19 protein-coding genes are annotated in these 17825 nt (G+C 41.8%); 5 read left to right on the plus strand and 14 right to left on the minus strand.

The features are described from left to right. The 8 genes from D8797_RS00005 to D8797_RS00045 form a co-directional block, all read right to left on the minus strand. Window positions 1–918 (minus strand): hypothetical protein (locus D8797_RS00005; RefSeq protein ID WP_142999727.1); only part of this gene is annotated, 918 nt, incomplete at its 3' end. Window positions 919–992: 74 nt separating this feature from the next. Beyond that, window positions 993–3644 carry a valine--tRNA ligase gene (locus D8797_RS00010; RefSeq protein ID WP_125378801.1) on the minus strand — a complete coding sequence of 884 codons (2652 nt, stop codon included), beginning with the start codon at window positions 3642–3644 and terminating at the stop codon, window positions 993–995. A 291-nt stretch (window positions 3645–3935) separates the two neighbouring features. Beyond that, window positions 3936–4346: a hypothetical protein gene (locus tag D8797_RS00020; protein ID WP_125378802.1), complete on the minus strand. Its 411-nt coding sequence runs from the start codon at window positions 4344–4346 to the stop codon at window positions 3936–3938. Window positions 4347–4352: 6 nt separating this feature from the next. Beyond that, window positions 4353–5243 (minus strand): SMEK domain-containing protein, encoded by an 891-nt coding sequence (locus tag D8797_RS00025; protein ID WP_125378803.1) that lies wholly within the window; start codon window positions 5241–5243, stop codon window positions 4353–4355. Next, window positions 5240–5818 (minus strand): GNAT family N-acetyltransferase, encoded by a 579-nt coding sequence (locus D8797_RS00030; RefSeq protein ID WP_125378804.1) that lies wholly within the window; start codon window positions 5816–5818, stop codon window positions 5240–5242. Before D8797_RS00030 ends, D8797_RS00025 begins: the two co-directional genes overlap by 4 nt. A 245-nt stretch (window positions 5819–6063) precedes the next feature. Next, window positions 6064–6318, minus strand: coding sequence for a DUF1912 family protein (locus D8797_RS00035; protein WP_125378805.1), 255 nt, complete (start codon window positions 6316–6318; stop codon window positions 6064–6066). Between the two features lie 26 nt (window positions 6319–6344). After that, window positions 6345–7706, minus strand: a complete 1362-nt coding sequence (locus D8797_RS00040) for a DUF438 domain-containing protein (RefSeq protein WP_125378806.1) — start codon at window positions 7704–7706, stop codon at window positions 6345–6347. A 2-nt stretch (window positions 7707–7708) separates the two neighbouring features. After that, complete coding sequence (locus tag D8797_RS00045; RefSeq protein ID WP_061422459.1) at window positions 7709–7939, minus strand: DUF1858 domain-containing protein; 231 nt, start codon at window positions 7937–7939, stop codon at window positions 7709–7711. 292 nt (window positions 7940–8231) lie between these two features. Here D8797_RS00045 and D8797_RS00050 point away from each other — a divergent pair, with 292 nt between their 5' ends. Beyond that, window positions 8232–9164: a nitronate monooxygenase gene (locus D8797_RS00050; RefSeq protein ID WP_125378807.1), complete on the plus strand. Its 933-nt coding sequence runs from the start codon at window positions 8232–8234 to the stop codon at window positions 9162–9164. 77 nt (window positions 9165–9241) lie between these two features. Here D8797_RS00050 and rlmD read toward each other — a convergent pair whose 3' ends face one another. Then, window positions 9242–10600, minus strand: coding sequence for a 23S rRNA (uracil(1939)-C(5))-methyltransferase RlmD (rlmD, locus tag D8797_RS00055; protein ID WP_125378808.1), 1359 nt, complete (start codon window positions 10598–10600; stop codon window positions 9242–9244). A 159-nt stretch (window positions 10601–10759) separates the two neighbouring features. Here rlmD and recX point away from each other — a divergent pair, with 159 nt between their 5' ends. The 3 genes from recX to D8797_RS00070 all read left to right on the plus strand — a co-directional run bounded on the left by recX (window position 10760) and on the right by D8797_RS00070 (window position 12661). Next, the gene (recX, locus tag D8797_RS00060) at window positions 10760–11536 is read left to right on the plus strand and encodes a recombination regulator RecX (RefSeq protein ID WP_125378809.1); all 777 of its coding nucleotides are present in this window, start codon (window positions 10760–10762) and stop codon (window positions 11534–11536) included. An 86-nt stretch (window positions 11537–11622) separates the two neighbouring features. Further along, window positions 11623–12156, plus strand: a complete 534-nt coding sequence (ntdP, locus tag D8797_RS00065; RefSeq protein ID WP_005590859.1) for a nucleoside tri-diphosphate phosphatase — start codon at window positions 11623–11625, stop codon at window positions 12154–12156. 187 nt (window positions 12157–12343) lie between these two features. Then, window positions 12344–12661: a DUF960 domain-containing protein gene (locus D8797_RS00070; protein WP_125378810.1), complete on the plus strand. Its 318-nt coding sequence runs from the start codon at window positions 12344–12346 to the stop codon at window positions 12659–12661. 55 nt (window positions 12662–12716) lie between these two features. Here D8797_RS00070 and D8797_RS00075 read toward each other — a convergent pair whose 3' ends face one another. Beyond that, window positions 12717–13151, minus strand: coding sequence for a GNAT family N-acetyltransferase (locus D8797_RS00075; RefSeq protein ID WP_125378811.1), 435 nt, complete (start codon window positions 13149–13151; stop codon window positions 12717–12719). Window positions 13152–13213: 62 nt separating this feature from the next. Between D8797_RS00075 and D8797_RS00080 the strand changes: the two genes are divergently transcribed. After that, window positions 13214–13639 carry a MarR family winged helix-turn-helix transcriptional regulator gene (locus D8797_RS00080; protein WP_125378812.1) on the plus strand — a complete coding sequence of 142 codons (426 nt, stop codon included), beginning with the start codon at window positions 13214–13216 and terminating at the stop codon, window positions 13637–13639. 120 nt (window positions 13640–13759) lie between these two features. On the opposite strand, the gene D8797_RS00085 is transcribed toward D8797_RS00080, so the two are convergent. The 4 genes from D8797_RS00085 to D8797_RS00105 form a co-directional block, all read right to left on the minus strand. Further along, window positions 13760–15301: an ABC-F family ATP-binding cassette domain-containing protein gene (locus D8797_RS00085; RefSeq protein WP_125378813.1), complete on the minus strand. Its 1542-nt coding sequence runs from the start codon at window positions 15299–15301 to the stop codon at window positions 13760–13762. Window positions 15302–15555: 254 nt separating this feature from the next. After that, window positions 15556–16212, minus strand: a complete 657-nt coding sequence (locus tag D8797_RS00095) for a CBS domain-containing protein (protein ID WP_125378814.1) — start codon at window positions 16210–16212, stop codon at window positions 15556–15558. Between the two features lie 277 nt (window positions 16213–16489). Then, a complete protein-coding gene (locus D8797_RS00100) occupies window positions 16490–17344 on the minus strand; it encodes a bifunctional methylenetetrahydrofolate dehydrogenase/methenyltetrahydrofolate cyclohydrolase (protein ID WP_125378815.1) in 855 nt (284 codons plus the stop codon). A 139-nt stretch (window positions 17345–17483) separates the two neighbouring features. Next, window positions 17484–17714, minus strand: coding sequence for a DUF1797 family protein (locus D8797_RS00105; protein WP_005592360.1), 231 nt, complete (start codon window positions 17712–17714; stop codon window positions 17484–17486). Window positions 17715–17825: the final 111 nt, after the last annotated feature.

Genomic DNA, 17825 nt, shown 5'->3' on the forward strand with positions numbered 1-17825 from the left:
ATTAAGTTCTGTTTCAGAAATTAAGGTTCCGTTCATATCTTTAACTTTGATCAATTCCCAGAAATCTCGTTTTTTAAAATAAAATTTATATTTATCATTATTTTTCCAATGAAGGACTATATCTCTATCACTATCTTCATCTTTAAAATAGGTGTTACATAGCATATGTGTCTCCGAGATAGTCGCAGGAATATAAATATTGAATTCATCTTTTGAACGAGTAACATTTATATTAAACAGAGGAATATTTTCATCTTCTAATTGAAAAATTTCGGAAGTTATATCGTTATTAAATTGTTCATAGTACCTAGAGAAGTCTTCTACAATAGCTTCCATTTGACTTTCTTTTGAATATTTTATAACATTTGAATCTTTGTCCATTCTAGCAAAAAACACTGTCAAAACTATACATATCAATAATAGGAGGATTGGAGGAACGATATTAATTAATAATCCTTTAATACCTGCAATCTCTCTCCAATAATTCGATAGAGTCTTCCATAGTTCAGATAAGCCATTTTCACCTAATAAACTATGTAATTTACTCAACTGTTCTATAAAATTACTAAAATTCGTGAGTCCGAAGAACACAAAAGAACCAGATAAAAAAGCAAAGAACGTATTGTTTTTTTTTAGGTTTATACTTTTATTAACTTGTTTAATTGTATCACTATCAATTTTTTGTTTTTGACATTCGATAGCCATAGCATTGTATATATGAATCAAACCAGGATAATTCCCTGACCCCTTAAGCCAATAAAAATATAACTTATAGTATTTAAAAAATATATTTTCAAATATTCTTATTCTAGGTTCCACATTTGATTCTCTATTTTTTCTTCTTTGATAAAAATAGAAAAATATAAATAACATAGCAATTTGAATATACAAACTACTTTCTTTAAACAAACTAATCATCTTCCAATATCCTTTTTACACTCTTATTAATACTATTATACCAAAAACCCCAGCAAATTGCCGAGGTTTATAGCTTATTTCACGAGTTTCTTCATCTCATCAATCCGTGCTACGGTCGCATCGTACTTCGCTTGGTAGTCGGCTTGTTTGTCGCGTTCTTTTTGGACGACTTCTGGTTTGGCATTGGCTACGAAGCGTTCGTTAGAGAGTTTCTTGCCGACCATATCCAGTTCTTTTTGCCATTTAGTCAATTCCTTGTCGAGACGAGAGAGTTCTTCTTCGACATTGAGGAGATCTGCCAGTGGCAGGTAGATTTCTGCTCCTGTGATGACACTTGACATAGCCAGTTCAGGTGCAGGGATGGTTGATGCGATTTCCAAGTGTTCTGGATTTGTGAAGCGTTTGATGTAGTTGACATTACTGTTAAAGAAGGCTTCCAAGTCGCTATCGCTAGTTTTCACGAGAATGGTGATAGGCTTGCTTGGTGCAACGTTTACTTCCGCACGCGCATTACGAACAGCGCGGATCAAGTCTTTGAGGCTTTCGACACCAGTGTGAGCCGCCAGGTCCTCAAAGGCTGGATTAACAGTTGGGTATTCTGCTGTGACGATAGAGCCTTCGGAGATTTGTCCAAAGATTTCCTCTGTCACGAATGGCATGATAGGGTGAAGGAGACGAAGGATCTTGTCTAAGGTATAAAGGAGAACAGAACGTGTGATGACTTTTTCATCTTCGTTATCGCTATAAAGGACTTCCTTGGTCAACTCAACGTACCAGTCCGCAAACTCGTCCCATATGAAGTTGTAGAGGATGTGTCCAGCCACACCAAACTCAAACTTGTCAAAGTTTTCAGTAACTTTGCCGATCGTTTCATTAAGGTTGTGGAGAATCCAGCGGTCAGTGACATTGCCAGCTTCCTTGTTAACAACTTTTTCCACATTGGCTGTTGCTTGCTCAAGGGTCAAACCTTCGTTATTCATGAGGATGTAACGAGAGATATTCCAGATCTTGTTAATGAAGTTCCAAGAAGCATCCATTTTCTCGTAAGAGAAGCGCACGTCTTGACCTGGTGCAGAACCGTTTGAAAGGAACCAACGCAGGCTATCTGTTCCGTACTTATCAATAACGTCCATTGGATCAATCCCATTTCCCAGTGACTTGGACATCTTACGTCCTTGCTCATCACGAATGAGACCATGAATCAAGGCATTTTTGAATGGCGACTTGCCAGTAAATTCCAAACCTTGGAAAATCATCCGAGATACCCAGAACGGGATAATATCATAACCAGTCACCAAAGTTGATGTTGGATAATAACGTTTGAAGTCTTCTGAGTCAACATCAGGCCAGCCCATAGTTGAGAATGGCCAGAGGGCAGAACTGAACCAGGTATCCAAGACGTCTTCATCCTGAGTCCATCCGTCACCTTCTGGAGCTTCTTCGCCGACATATATTTCACCCTCAGCATTGTACCAAGCAGGGATTTGGTGACCCCACCAGAGCTGACGAGAGATAACCCAGTCGTGGACATTTTCCATCCATTGAAGGAAGGTATCGTTGAAACGTGGAGGGTAAAATTCTACCTTGTCCTCTGTGTCTTGGTTGGCAATGGCATTTTTCGCCAATTGGTCCATCTTGACGAACCATTGGGTAGACAGACGCGGCTCAACCATAACGCCAGTCCGCTCTGAGTGACCAACGCTGTGGACACGTTTTTCGATTTTAACCAGAGCACCGATTTCTTCCAGTTTCTTGACAACCGCTTTGCGGGCTTCAAAACGGTCTAACCCAGCAAATTCGAAGGCCAAGTCATTCATGGTTCCGTCGTCGTTCATGACGTTGACTTGTGGCAAGTTATGGCGTTGACCAACCAAGAAGTCGTTTGGATCGTGAGCGGGCGTGATTTTCACGACACCCGTACCAAACTCAGGATCAGCGTGTTCGTCGGCAACGATTGGGATTAATTTATTAGCGATTGGAAGGATAACGTTTTGACCAATCAAATCCTTGTAGCGCGGGTCTTCTGGATTAACCGCAACCGCAACGTCCCCAAACATCGTCTCAGGACGAGTTGTCGCAACTTCAAGGGCGCGTGAGTCATCTTCCAGCATGTAGTTCATGTGGTAGAAGGCACCTTCGACATCCTTATGAATCACCTCGATATCAGACAGGGCTGTGCGAGCTGCTGGGTCCCAGTTGATGATAAACTCACCACGGTAAATCCACCCTTTCTTGTATAGATCTACAAAGACCTTGCGAACGGCTTTTGACAGACCTTCATCAAGGGTGAAACGCTCACGCGAGTAGTCTACAGAGAGCCCCATCTTGCCCCATTGTTCCTTGATAGTAGTGGCATATTCGTCTTTCCATTCCCAGACTTTCTCTAGGAATTTTTCACGCCCCAGATCGTAACGGCTAATACCCTCACCACGCAAGCGTTCCTCAACCTTAGCTTGAGTCGCAATCCCCGCGTGGTCCATACCTGGAAGCCAAAGCGTATCAAAGCCTTGCATACGTTTTTGACGGATGATGATATCCTGCAAAGTCGTATCCCAAGCGTGACCAAGGTGAAGTTTACCAGTCACGTTTGGTGGTGGAATGACGATTGAATAAGGCTTAGCTTTTTGATCTCCAGAAGGCTTGAAAACATCAGCATCAAGCCATTTTTGGTAACGACCAGCCTCAACCTCGGCTGGATTGTATTTAGGTGAAAGTTCTTTAGACATGTGTGTGCTCCTTAATATATTTTCAAATAATTTATTTGTTCTAAAAAATTTTTTTCATTTTCTTCATTTTCTGACAAAACAGTGATATCAATGTTTTTGTGATATTGCTTATACAAATAGTCTTTAATACTTCTTTTTAACATTAATATTTCACTTTGNTTGTTTTTTTCACTATTGTTATAGATTAACAATAAATCAATATCATTGAAAAATTCTTTATCTAACGAAGATCCAAACTGATAAAGTTCAAACCGAATCTTAATGTTTAATATTCTTTTTAATTCTAAATCATCAATCAAATTTATACCCATGATCTCCATACATCCTTTTTCCATCTTCTTCATCAATTCCAGTATAATATTGAGACGGATCTGGGTAGTTTAATGCGCCCATAAATTCACGAGACTTGAATAAGCCAAAATGGTTTTTCAAAGCATATTCTTTTGCTTCATATGTATAGTCATTCCACCCGCTAATAGTCACTAACGCATCAAAATTTTCATCAATTTTTTCAACAATATCATGAATAGATACAGTGTATTTATTTGTTAACCAAACTAAATATGTCTTACCACTATTAAGAAATAAGTTATAAACGAAATCTTCTAATTTTTCATATCTAACAATCTTAACATGACTATCCAATATCTGTTCAAAATAAACCACTGACTCTGGTCTTGGTACGTCACTATAATTTGACATATTATTTTACTCCTTGATTACTTTACTAACAATCTTTTCCAACATCTTAGGAAATTCTTCTGGAAATGGTTCATAAGCATTTGAATCTAATCTCTCTTTATTATTTTGTTCAAATGATTTCACATTTAATTCAAACTTATGAAATAATAACTTTTCTTCCCGACTAAAAAGCAACTTATGCTGTTGATATATATTTAATATTTTCTTATTATTGCCAATAATTTTCATCCTGGATTCACACCATATTTTAAATGAAGCTTCGCTCATTGGACTATTTAAAGCAACGTCTGACTTTGGACCATACTTATAAAATATTTGGCTATTTTCATCTAAAATTTCAAGTATCATTTCTGATATTTCTATTTTTGAAATACTATTATTTACTTTATTTTCTTTAGTTAGATAACTTCTAATAATATCAAGTATCTTATCTTGAGCACTTGGATTTAAATCTTGATAATATTTTATTAAATCATCTGTCAGAAGAATATTCGTGTTAGGATTAAAACTTAGTTGTGGAATACAGTTATATTTGCCTTTTTTTACATTACTATTTTGTTTGCCAATAAAAACAAAATAAAGCTCAAATCCTTTATAATCTTCTTTCGATAATTCTTTTTTGGAAATTGTACTATGTATTTTTTGATTCTCACATGTACAAGAAACTTGAACAAGAATATTATTAGATTTATCAATTAAATCAATTGCTTCAAAGTTAGACTGAGCTATGTTTAAATTTTTTAATTCCCAAGAAAACAATTTATTCAAAATTTCTTTATAAAATGACTCAGCTAATACAGCTTTATCAAGTAAATTAAGCTTTGCTCTTTTCTCAATAATCTCATTTAAATCTCTTAATGCTAATATGAAGTCATCAATATTATCACTTGTATTCATATATTCCACTCCCACTCACTCCTCAGCAATCCATAAGCCAACTCTGCACAGCGATTGCCTTGGGCATCTTTGCGGTCTCGGATGCGAGCTTCAAGGGTGAAACCAAGTTTCTCAGCGACTCGTTGACTTTGTTTATTGTAATCAAAACATCGAATTTCAACCTTGTGGAGTTTAAGAATGGTAAATGCAACTTCTATCAAAGCACTGACGGCTTCTGGTACATAACCCTTCCCCCAATAATCTGGATGCAGGAGGTAGCCAATTTCAAAGACATCTTCCTCATGACGATGATTGAAGTCACAAGAGCCAATAACTCGGTCATCCCCCTTAACTGTAATGCCATAGCCAGACGGAAGTTCCTTCTTTTCTAAATTTTCAAAATAGCGATTTTCAAAATATTCACGCTCTGCTTCCAAGCTATCTACAGGAGGAAATCCAGCTGGATAACAGACTTCAGGCAGACTAGCATAAGCAAACATATCCTCCACATCATCTGCCGTTCTCTGACGCAATATCAAATGCTCAGTTTCCATCTTTGGCAACTCTTTACCATTATAAGATTCAAGAAGCTTCATTCAACCCTCCTTTCCGCTATATAAAAATAATCCCTTCCTAGTCAGACTAGAAAGGGACGAATGTGTTTATCCGCGGTACCACCCAATTTCGGGCAAGCGCCCGCTGCTCTGTTTATTTCATTTTTTCATCTCATCAGCAACCAGTTTTGACACATCTGTGGACTTCTCAGCGCCGCCACTTTCTGTAAAATGCTTGACTCAAAACACCTCTGATGAACCTATTCTATCACCTTTCCAGCGAAAAATCAATAATTTCTCTCACCGAAAAGTCCATCTGGCAGATCGTGAAATCCTTTGCCCGCCTGATAGTTGGCGAATTTCCCTAAAAGGAACTGGTAGGCATCTAGACGACTCTCATAGCGAATGGCTGCTTCCTTGGCCCTCTCGTCCTTGTCCGCCTCGTAGACCGCCTGACTCTCCTTGAGGGCCATCTCGTTAATCATGATCTGGGTCTTGACCCAAGCTTCAAACTCCTGTAAAAATTCCTGTTCGTAACTCATTTTTCTCACTTTCTAACTGCAAATACCTAGTCCAAATCTCGGTAAAAATCACTGTCAATGTCACGGAAGGGCTGAATGTCCTGTACATACTCCAGCACCCCCTGAAATTCACCGGCCTCATCCCGCACCGCCGCATAGGTCACATGGACAAACTTGCCCCGCGATTCCGACTTGAACCACATCTCAAACTTGTCCCGCTCTCCCTCACGCAGAGCCTTGAAAATCCGACGCACCTTGTCCAAAAGCTTGGGCGGGTGACAGAGCTCAACATTGCGTCCTATCTGAGAAGGCGTTCGCTTGAAAATCATCTCGTCCGCCGGCACACTGTCATTATAATACTGGAAAATATCATCCTTATTGACAAAGGTAATCTCCATGGGTAAATGGTCCAAAATCAGATTGGCTTCCGCCACCGACAGATAGCCATGACCAAAAGGCTGCTGAGAGTCCCGATTAAAGGCTTGCTCCTTCTTTTCCTTAGGCTTAAAGGAAATAGTGACCTGACCATCCGGCGTATCAATGACCTGTTGAAACCTGCCATCACTAGTCTGCTCCGTGCTGGCTGGCGCTTCGCTTCCTTCATCAGCAGCGTCCTCAGCTTCCTCCTCCGAGAATGAGTGCCGCGCAGGAATCCATTTTTCCGTCGGCTTGATGATGGCATAGCCGTAAGCATCACTCTCCTCAGCAATCTTGAGCCAGTCATCCTGAGTAAAGGATTCGAGGAGTATCATGAGAAGGATGGACTCTTCCTTAAAAATCATAGCTTCAAACTCAGCTGCAAAAGACTCAAACTTGTCCTTGACTTCTTGAATCGAAGTATCCGGCAACTGCTCAGCAGCAGCCTTAGCCTCTTGGAAAAGGTCTCGAATCTGATCGTCTACGCCCCACATGACCTTGGGCGGCGAATCGTGGCCGTAGCTCTCCATGATAGGAAACATGAGCTCTTCCTTACGCTGATAGTGGATATCAAACTGTCCCACCAAACCCAGCTGGCGCTGGAGTCCCTTGCGGATTTCAGGAAGAAGCTCCTCATCTTCTGTGCTTTCATAGGTAGATAGGAGCCTGCGAACCCGCATGAGGGCAGCCCGCAGCGCTAGATTTTCCTGCTTGAAGATCTGAACCGGATGGCCTGGATGGTCGGTATCAACCACCTCCACATTCTGAATGGCACCTTTAAAGAGGTTGGCATGGACATTGCAGAGGGACATGACATCTTCGAAGGTCACTCCCGTATCTGAGTTCATCAGCTCATGCTCCATCAGGCTGATCTCGATAGCAGACACACCAGCAAAATGCTCGTTGAAAAGCTCCTGAACGGACTCTGCAGAAGCTCCGTTATGTAGGTCCAACAAGATAGACTTGAGGACCTCAATGCGTTCAGTAGCCATTCCTAAATCCCCACCACTTCATAGCCGTTTAATTCCAGCGTTTGCTTGATTTTATCCAGGTCAATGCCATTCATGCTGGCTCCTTTTTTGATCGAAACCACGCGCCCGACTGTATTGCGCATGACAGGATTGGCCAGAGGCTTAAAGCCCAACTCGACCAAGACATCTAAAACTTCAGGCTGCTTCTCAATCACTTCTGCCACTGGAATAGACAAATCAATCACATTATCCATATGCCCTACCTCCGTGTATTTTATATTATTATATCACAAAAGATGCGTCCAATAAAAATCCTTTCCACGCTTGCTCAAATTCGATCTTAGAGAATATAACAAATTCTAATAGGCTATAAGTTATTTTTATAAGGACACTGATAAATTTAGTTTCACAAGGAAAAGCCAGTCCTATCAAGAATTTCTGAGATTTCTTTCACAAACTCCTGCCTTTTGCCAGATCACAGCTTCATTGAAAACGCTTTATTATAGTGATATAATGATTTTAAATACAGAATAAAGGAGATGCCCTATGTCTATTACAAAATTGTTGAACATCAAGTACCCTATTTTCCAAGGAGCGATGGCTCAGATTTCCCACTACCAACTGGCGGCAGCTGTTTCAGAAGCTGGCGGACTGGGAATCATTGCTTCAGGAGGAATGACGGGTGAGCAGTTGCGCGAAGAAATTCGTGAACTGCGTAAATTGACTGACAAGCCATTTGCCGTCAATGTTATGCTCATGATGAAAAATATCAAGGAGATTGTGACAGTCATCATTGAAGAAAAAGTTCCTGTCGTAACGACTGGGGCTGGTACACCAAAATTCATCATGCCTTATCTGAAAGAGGCAGGTATCAAGGTTATCCCTGTTATCGCCAGTGTCAAACACGCGCAAAAAATGCAAGAGCTCGGAGTTGATGCCGTGATTGCCGAAGGTTCTGAAGCTGGTGGCCACATCGGTGAAACCAATACTATGGCTCTCATTCCTCAGATTGTTGACTCAGTTGATATTCCAGTCATCGCTGCAGGTGGAGTTGCCGATGGTCGTGGTCTCGCTGCCGCTTTTGTCCTCGGTGCGCAAGGTGTTCAGATGGGAACTGTCTTCCTAGCTTCTGAAGAATGCCCAATTTCAGCAGGCTACAAGGATGCCATTGTCGCAGCCAATGACACTGCTACTGCCGTTACTGGTCGTATTGCTGGTGCGCCGGTTCGTTGTATCCGCAATGAAATGACTGACCACTATATCGAACTAGAAAACAAAGGCACCAATCGTGACGAACTCGAAGAAATCACCATCGGTTCTCTTTCTAAAGCTGTTTACGAAGGAGATACCGTGCATGGCTCTATGATGAGTGGCCAAATCGCAGGCTTAGTCAAGGAAATTCGTCCATGTAAAGAAATCCTCGACACAATCGTTTCCGATGCTCAGAAGGTTCTCCAAAACACTGAAATCAAGCTATAATCCTCTAACTCAAAAACCTGCAGAATTCTGCAGGTTTTTGCTGTTCATTTAGGCTTGTTTTTCAACAAATTGCTCTTTTACTTGACTTTTTTGACCAATTTCACCACCGCTTCCGTCCGAGCGGTATGGGGAAACATGTCAACTGACTGGATGTAGTGGACATCGTAGACCTGACTGAGCTTGACCAAATCCCGAGCCAGAGTTGAGACATTGCAGGAAACGTAAACCATCTTCTCAGGTGCATAGCGGACAATCGTCTCCAACAACTTATCGTCCAGACCAGTTCGCGGCGGATCGACAATCAAGGCATCCGCCCGATAACCCTCAGCGTACCAGCGAGGAATAATCTCCTCTGCCGTCCCAGCTTCGTAGAGCGTATTGTCAAAACCCATCCGTTTCGCATTGCGCTTAGCGTCTTCAATAGCCTCAGGGATGATGTCCATGCCCCGCAGAGACTTAACCCTTTTAGCAAAGGCAAAGCCGATGGTCCCCACTCCGCAATAAGCGTCAATCAAATGGTCTTCTTTCGTCACATCCAGCGCTTTAACCGCCTCCCCATAGAGCACCTCTGTCTGTTCAGGATTGAGCTGATAAAAAGCCCGAGGCGAAAGGGAGAACTCATAGTCCAACACTCCTTCTTGAATAGCTTCCTCGCCCCAGATAATCTCTGTCTTATCCCCATAAATCTCACTGGACTTGCTCGTATGATAATTGACCGCCACTGTCTCCAGCTCGGGAAATTCAGCCACCAGGTCTCGGACGACTGGAGAAAAGTCTAGCTTGCGACCTGTTACAAAAATCATCTGCACCTGACCCGTTTTTCTGGCCCTGCGAATCATGACCGTGCGTACTCCAGTTGTCTTGCGCTCATCGTAGATGGGCAGCCTGTATTTACCTAAAAGCCGAGCCACCTTATTTATGATCTGTTGTGTCACCTTGTCCTGAACCAGACAGTTTTTCAGCGAGACCAGATAGTGGGAATTCTGAGCATAAAGCCCCGCCTTGACCTCATCCTTAAATTTCCGAGTCTGAAACTGCAGCTTAGCCCGGTAATAAAGGGGCTCCTGCATGCCAATGGTCGGACGGATTTCATAGTTTTCATAGCCAGCTGGCGCAAACTTTTTCAGAGCCTGACGCAGCAAATCTTCCTTAAACTCCAACTGCTTGTCATAGTGGAGATGCATGATTTGACAGCCTCCGCAGCTTTCATAAATCTCACACGGGGCTTCCACCCGAAATTTTGACCGCTTATTGATGGTCAAGAGCTTGGCTTCAATAAAATTCCGCTGCACCTTGGTCACCTGACAGTAGACTTCCTCGCCTTTCAAAGCACCGGGCACAAAGACCAGCGTTTTCTTATAAAATCCAATCCCTTCACCATTAATCCCCATTTTCTTAATTTTCAAAGGGATTCTTTGTTTCACTTTTACATTCATGCCTCTATTATACCACGCTAGAGTCGATTCGTTGAGAATATGTTACAATAAAGATGAGAAAATAGTCTAAATCATAAAAATCTCTCGGCAACTGCGAATAGAGTCAGAGAGACGATGAATGACTCTACACTAAAATATCGTCCAAGTGAAAGGACTAGTATGAAAATCACAAAAATCGAAAAGAAAAAACGGCTCTACCTCTTGGAGTTGGACGACAGCGAAAAGCTCTATATTACAGAAGACACTATTGTCCACTTCATGCTGTCTAAAGGAATGGAAATCACGGAGCAGGAACTAAAAGAAATTCAAACTTACGCCCAATTTTCCTATGGAAAAAATCTAGCCCTCTACCATCTCTCCTTCAAGCAAAGGACTGCCAAGGAAGTTAAGGACTACCTGACCCAGCACGATATCCAGCCAGACATCATCAGCCAAGTCTTGGACAATCTAAAAAAGGATAATTGGATCAACGACAGAAAATATGCCAATTCTTATATCCAATCCAACCTTCTCACTGGTGATAAAGGCGCTTTTGTTCTCAAGCAAAAACTCAGTCAAAGAGGGATTCCAAGTACTATCATAGAAGAGGAATTAAACCAGTTTGATTTCACTGAAGTAGCCGAGCGAGTTGCCGAAAAGTTGCTCAAAAAATACCAAGGAAAACTGCCCAGCAAGGCCTTGCAAGATAAACTCCTCCAAGCCCTGATAAACAAAGGATTTTCCTATAGCCAAGCCAAAACTGCCTATCAGCATTTGGAAATCGAAGAAGACCAGGAAAACCAACAAGAACTGCTCTATAAAGAGCTAGACAAGCAATACCACAAGTACTCCAAAAAGTACGAGGGCTACGACTTAAAACAGCGTCTGACCCAAGCTCTGGCCCGCAAAGGCTATGATTTTTCGGACATTACCAGCGCTCTGAGAGAATATCTTTAAGATTTTCTATGAAAACTTAGGCATTTTTATGAAAATATGTTACAATAAAGAGGATAAACTTAAAAATTGTAGAAAGTTGGTAGGTTATGAAACTTCCCAAAGAAGGCGACTTTATTACAATTCAAAGTTATAAGCATGATGGGAATCTTCACCGCACTTGGCGAGATACCATGGTACTAAAGACAACAGAAAATGCCATTATTGGCGTTAATGACCACACACTGGTAACAGAAAGTGATGGCCGGCGCTGGGTAACACGAGAGCCTGCCATTGTCTATTTTCATAAGAAATATTGGTTTAATATCATTGCCATGATTCGTGATAATGGCACCTCATACTACTGCAACCTTGCCAGCCCCTATTATCTGGACAATGAAGCCCTTAAGTATATCGACTATGATTTAGATGTCAAGGTCTTCACAGACGGGGAAAAACGGCTGCTTGATGTGGAAGAATATGAGCGTCATAAAAGGCAAATGAACTATTCGGATGATTTGGATTTCATTCTCAAGGAAAACGTCAAGATTCTGGTTGACTGGATCAACAACGAACGCGGTCCCTTCTCCGATGCTTATGTGAAAATTTGGTACAAACGTTATGTTGAACTAAAGAATCGATAAAGTTGTCAAAGAGCGCAAGCTCTTTTTTCTTGCTTTCTTTTCCAAAAATCCTTTGTCCAGCAAGGAAGCAATTTCTTGCAATTCCTACTTATTTCTTGTATGATAGAACCATCAATGCTGCTAGTAAAGCACTAGAGGACCAATTTCTGGTCCTCCACAGCAAAATTTCCAGAAAGGAGTGAGTCTCATGGCTTTTACCAATACTTGTGGTCGCTATGCCAGCTTTGGCGCTATCACTAGCCTTCCAGATGATGTGATTGACACTTTCTGGTACATCATCGACAACTTCCTTAAAGATGTCTTCCCTTTGAATAATCTGATTCGCTTCGAGTTGATCAATAACGAAGGAAAGCTGACTTTTCGTTTTTCTGAGGACCATCTCGATACACTCATCTCCTTTGATTTCACCTATAAATTTGACCCATTCTACCCTCGCATGATCTACGTTGTGGATAATGACGGCAGAGAGACGGTCATGTTAGCCGATGAATACTCTATGTTTTAAAAATAAAATCCAGTTGAGACACCGTCATTATGAGCGGTTCTTCAACTGGATTTTGTTATTTTTTGTAAATCATTTTGATATGAGGCGTCGATTCAAAGATAAAGGGCTCTCCTTGACTTACAAAGCCGAATTTTTCATAAAGCCCCACGACTTGCTCCTGAGCCTCAATTTCAATCATTTTTCCCGGCCAATTTTTTTCGCAAAGAATCAATATTTCCTCTACCAATCTATTCCCTAGGCCCTTTCCCCGGGCTGACGGGGCCGTCACAAGGCGACCAAAAACGACTTTTTCATCTTCCTCAAACACGCGGGCATAAGCATCTATTTCCTCTTGCTCATTTACATGGAAAAGGTGCATAGCTGTTAGATCCTTCTCATCCAATTCATGATAGATTCGCTCTTGCTCGACGACAAAGGTATCGATCCGCAGTTTTAAAATCTTGTAAAATTCTAGTATATCCAACTCTTGCAAATATTTTTTATGCCACATGCTTGTTTCCGTCCTTGCTTTATTATATAATCATTGTAAATGCAACTATCAAAGGAGTTCTTATGGATTATCGTCAGTTATTTCGTCAAATGGGTTTCATCTCCCGTCAAGCCATGATGAAAATGAACCAAGAAGCTAGCCAATACGGGCTTGATAATAATCTCTTTCTCATTCTTACTCGCATTGTCGAACATCCCGCTATCCATCAATCTCAGCTGGCAGAGCTGCTTCAGATTGACAAGACTACTCTAAGCCGCTCCCTAAGAAAGCTGGAAGAAAGAGGCTTGATTATCAAGAAAACCAAGGCTCAAAACAAGAAATTCAAGGAGCTCTATCCACTGACTCCTGCACTAAGAGTATATGATAAGCTGATTGGCTACGAGAACAGATATATTCAGGCTAGTCTGCATCAACTGACTTCATCTGAACTCTTTCAGTTGGATCATATCTTACAGAAAATCCAAAACTCCCAACAAGAAGAAGTATAACACAACATAATTGCATTTGCAACTATGTGATATTAAAAACTAAAGCTATTAAAAGCGGATGCTTGCAAGTGACTGAGAAGACACCCTCGTCTCTGCATGCAAAACCGCCTTAATAGCTTTTTAAGTTAGTTGATTGAAGTCCCAGATTTGATCCATCCAGCCTTCATAAAAATCGGGCTCGTGGCAGACCATAAGGATGCTGCCCTTGTATTCTTTCAGAGCGCGCTTGAGCTCCTCTTTGGCATCTACATCCAAGTGGTTAGTCGGCTCGTCCAGAACCAGAACATTATTTTCTCGGTTCATGAGGAGGCACAGTCGGACCTTGGCCTGCTCGCCACCTGAAAGAACCTGGATCTGGCTCTCGATATGCTTGGAAGTCAATCCACATCTAGCCAGAGCCGCTCGGACTTCTGCTTGATTTAGAGCTGGAAAGGCATTCCAAACCGCTTCGAGAGGTGTCTGACGATTGCCGCCCTCTACTTCCTGCTCGAAATAGCCCAGCTCTAGATAGTCCCCACGTTCGACCTGACCTGCGATAGGCGGGATAATCCCCAGCAAACTCTTGAGTAGGGTTGTTTTCCCAATCCCATTTGCCCCGATGATAGCCACCTTCTGATTGCGCTCAAAGGTAAGATTAAGAGGTTGAGTTAGAGGCCGGTCGTAGCCAATCTGCAAGTCCTTAGCTTGGAAGATAAAGCGGCCAGGTGTACGGGCAGGCTTGAAATCGAAGGATGGTTTTGGTTTCTCGCTTTGCAGCTCAATAATGTCCATCTTATCCAGCTTTTTCTGGCGGGACATGGCCATATTACGGGTCGCTACACGGGCTTTATTGCGAGCTACAAAATCCTTGAGGTCTGCAATTTCCTTCTGCTGGCGCTCGTAGGCTGCTTCCAGCTGAGATTTTTTCATCTCATAGACCTCTAGGAACTGATAATAATCACCAGAATAACGAGTCAGTTGCTGATTTTCCACATGGTAGACGATATTGATCACGTCATTCAAGAAAGGAATATCGTGCGAGATCAGGACAAAGGCGTTTTCATAGTTTTGGAGGTAGCGCTTGAGCCAGTCAATGTGCTCCGCATCCAGATAGTTGGTTGGCTCGTCCAAGAGCAGGATATCTGGTTTTTCCAGAAGCAGCTTAGCCAAAAGAACCTTGGTCCGCTGCCCACCAGATAGCTCTGTCACATCGCTTTCCATACCGTAGTCCATGACACCTAGTGCTCGTGCAACTTCGTCAATCTTGGCATCTAGCGTATAGAAATCCCGGCTCTCCAAGCGGTCCTGCAGTTCGCCTACTTCTTCCATCAGGGCATCAACATCGGCCCCTTCCTCAGCCATGCTCATATAGATTTCATTGATACGAGCCTCGGTCTTGAAAAGCTCGTCAAATGCCGTACGCAAAACATCACGGACAGATTGACCTTGCTCCAAAACTGCATGCTGGTCCAGATAGCCAGCCGTCACATACTTGGACCACTCGACCTTCCCTTCGTCCGGCAGCATTTTGCCCGTCACAATGCTCATAAAGGTTGACTTCCCTTCACCGTTGGCACCGACTAGACCGATATGCTCTCCCTTGAGCAGACGGAAGGATACATCCTCAAAAATAGCCCGGTCCCCAAAACCGTGGCTGAGATTTTTTACTTCTAAAATACTCATCTTTTCTCCTCTACATTGATTGCAGTTTCTTGATTATACCATCTTAGGAAGCCAATTGGCAAGAAAATAAAAGAGGCTGGGACAAAGGTCCTAGCCTCTCAATTGTCTTTGGATTGTCGAGCAAGACGCAGTGGTTGAGTGGGCTCTACTACGCTGATTTCATCAGCTTTTACAGCCCTACTCAACTGTGCGGAGGTGGGACGACGAAATCGAATTCTAACGAATTACCGATTTCTGTCCCACTCTCTCTAACTTTATAAAACTTTTGCGCTAGTGCGGGTAATATCTTCTACTTTTATATTGTGTGCTTCAAACTTGGACTTCAAGGAAACCAAGTCAATATCTCCGTCAATTTGTACCTCAATGACAACTTTACCGTCCTTACGAGGAATATTGACTGTGTTTGAAATATTGAGGTTTTCTTCGACAAGTAAGGCGATAATATGCGATAGGACACCAACCTCGTCTTCTGTGACAAAACGCATCCGAACGCCCTTTTCGCCATAACCAGACACTTCTAGAAAAGCCTTGAAAATGTCGCGATCCGTAATGATTCCATAGACCTGCTCATTGTCAACAACTGGTAAGATTCCAATTTTATTTTTCAGCATCAAATAAGTCGCATCTTCCACACTAGCATACTGGGAAATCGTAACAACATCATGAATCATCACATCTTTTACCTTGGTTTTATTCAGAAGATAGTTCATTTCATAAATAGATAGGCTCGTTGCCTTTGATGGACTTGCTTCTGCGATTGTTCCTTCTGTCACAAGACCCACCAGCTTATCATTTTCAATCACGGGCAAGCGGTGCAATTTTTGGTCGCGCATAATATCTGCCGCATGCGCAATCGTTGTGTCTGGGCTAATATATACAACCTTGCGTGTCATAAAATCTTTTACTGCCATGAGAAGCCTCCTCTAGTTTCTTTTTCTAATCTTATTATACTGTATTTTCCAACTAATTTCAAACGCTTTCACAGTTTTCTCTCATGTTTTCAAAATTTAGAAAAATCAGGCAGGCTACCTATAAAAAAGCTTGATTCGCCTATGAGAAAACGAGGGGAAATATTTGACCCAACCTCGCTTTAGCCTATCTCTATAGTTTCTTGTCTAATACCACTAGCGACAAGATGACCAAAAACAATTGAAAGAAGAAATAGATCAGCCAAATGCTATTTTTCTATTATTTCTCAAAACTTCTGACAAAGGCTTGGTAGGTCTGCTCCATCAGCATGGTAATGGTCATCGGTCCAACTCCCTTTGGAACTGGAGTAATGAGACTAGCCACTTCTGCCACTTCGTCAAATTTAACATCACCAATCAGCTTGCCATTTTCATCTCTGTTCATGCCGACATCAATCACGACAGCTCCCTCTTTGACAAAGTCCTTGGTTACAAAGTGTCCTCGTCCGATCGCCACCACTAAAATATCAGCTTTCTTTGCAATTTTTGCTAAATGATGGGTCCTCGAGTGCGTCAAAGTAACGGTCGCATTTTTAGACAACAGAAGCTGAGCCATGGGTTTTCCGACAATATTACTACGACCAATCACCACCGCATTCTTGCCTTCCAAGTCCACCTTATATTCGCGGAACATTTCCATGATTCCTGCTGGTGTAGAAGGAATCATCAAGGGATGTCCTGACCAAAGTCGCCCCATATTGGTTGGATGAAAGCCATCTACATCCTTGTCTGGATCAATGGCTAATAAAACCGCTTCATCATCAATATGGGCTGGCAAAGGAAGCTGGACTAGGATTCCGTGCCAAGCTGGATCCTGATTATATTTAGCAATCAAGGTCAGTAATTCTTCCTGACTTGTTGACTCAGGCAGACGCACAACTTCACTGCGGAAGCCTGCAGCTAGAGCGGACCGTTCTTTATTTCTCACATAAACCTGACTGGCTGGATTGTCGCCCACCAGAATCACCACTAAACCAGGTTCCTGACCTGTCTCTGCTTTTAGTTTTGCTGTTTTTTCTGCAAGTTTCGCTTGAAGCTTTTCTGCTAAAGCTTTCCCGTCAATAATGTTTGCCATTCTTTTCTCATTTCTTTTTCACTATATTTATTCATTATATCAGAAATCCTTCTGTCCCACTTATACATTTTTCTTATATAAAGTTATAAGATTAAAGACTGAGCTTGACGAGCAAAATAAAAAAGCAGAAGCCTGCTTTTTAGTATAATAATTCATAAATTTCCATGGCAATCAAGTCAATACTATCGAAAGTATAAGTCTCACGCGCTGCCACATCACGCAGAGTAAAAATTGGTCCATTTTCTTCGTCGTAGCTGTACGCCACTTCGGCAACAACTACTCCTTCACGTTCAAAATTACGTTTTAAATTTCCACCATCTTTGGCCATAGCTTCCAAACGATTGATGATTCTAACTAAATGTGATTCCATTTTATTTCTCCTATTTACTTGCTTCTCTCCTATTTTACCATAAAAAGAAACTGAAATACCAGTAAAAGACCATTTTTTTCTCTTTTCGCGCTATAATTTCTCAAAAAATCA

It is taken from the genome of Streptococcus cristatus (genome assembly GCF_003944225.1).
In the GTDB taxonomy this organism is placed as follows: domain Bacteria; phylum Bacillota; class Bacilli; order Lactobacillales; family Streptococcaceae; genus Streptococcus; species Streptococcus cristatus_K.

Bases quoted from the DNA above. Each gene is read 5' to 3' on its own strand.
- D8797_RS00010 (WP_125378801.1), bottom strand. From the start codon at position 3,644: ATGTCTAAAGAACTTTCACCTAAATACAATCCAGCCGAGGTTGAGGCT.
- D8797_RS00020 (WP_125378802.1), bottom strand. From the start codon at position 4,346: ATGTCAAATTATAGTGACGTACCAAGACCAGAGTCAGTGGTTTATTTT.
- D8797_RS00025 (WP_125378803.1), bottom strand. From the start codon at position 5,243: ATGAATACAAGTGATAATATTGATGACTTCATATTAGCATTAAGAGAT.
- D8797_RS00030 (WP_125378804.1), bottom strand. From the start codon at position 5,818: ATGAAGCTTCTTGAATCTTATAATGGTAAAGAGTTGCCAAAGATGGAA.
- D8797_RS00035 (WP_125378805.1), bottom strand. From the start codon at position 6,318: ATGAGTTACGAACAGGAATTTTTACAGGAGTTTGAAGCTTGGGTCAAG.
- D8797_RS00040 (WP_125378806.1), bottom strand. From the start codon at position 7,706: ATGGCTACTGAACGCATTGAGGTCCTCAAGTCTATCTTGTTGGACCTA.
- D8797_RS00045 (WP_061422459.1), bottom strand. From the start codon at position 7,939: ATGGATAATGTGATTGATTTGTCTATTCCAGTGGCAGAAGTGATTGAG.
- D8797_RS00050 (WP_125378807.1), top strand. From the start codon at position 8,232: ATGTCTATTACAAAATTGTTGAACATCAAGTACCCTATTTTCCAAGGA.
- rlmD (WP_125378808.1), bottom strand. From the start codon at position 10,600: ATGAATGTAAAAGTGAAACAAAGAATCCCTTTGAAAATTAAGAAAATG.
- recX (WP_125378809.1), top strand. From the start codon at position 10,760: ATGAAAATCACAAAAATCGAAAAGAAAAAACGGCTCTACCTCTTGGAG.
- ntdP (WP_005590859.1), top strand. From the start codon at position 11,623: ATGAAACTTCCCAAAGAAGGCGACTTTATTACAATTCAAAGTTATAAG.
- D8797_RS00070 (WP_125378810.1), top strand. From the start codon at position 12,344: ATGGCTTTTACCAATACTTGTGGTCGCTATGCCAGCTTTGGCGCTATC.
- D8797_RS00075 (WP_125378811.1), bottom strand. From the start codon at position 13,151: ATGTGGCATAAAAAATATTTGCAAGAGTTGGATATACTAGAATTTTAC.
- D8797_RS00080 (WP_125378812.1), top strand. From the start codon at position 13,214: ATGGATTATCGTCAGTTATTTCGTCAAATGGGTTTCATCTCCCGTCAA.
- D8797_RS00085 (WP_125378813.1), bottom strand. From the start codon at position 15,301: ATGAGTATTTTAGAAGTAAAAAATCTCAGCCACGGTTTTGGGGACCGG.
- D8797_RS00095 (WP_125378814.1), bottom strand. From the start codon at position 16,212: ATGGCAGTAAAAGATTTTATGACACGCAAGGTTGTATATATTAGCCCA.
- D8797_RS00100 (WP_125378815.1), bottom strand. From the start codon at position 17,344: ATGGCAAACATTATTGACGGGAAAGCTTTAGCAGAAAAGCTTCAAGCG.
- D8797_RS00105 (WP_005592360.1), bottom strand. From the start codon at position 17,714: ATGGAATCACATTTAGTTAGAATCATCAATCGTTTGGAAGCTATGGCC.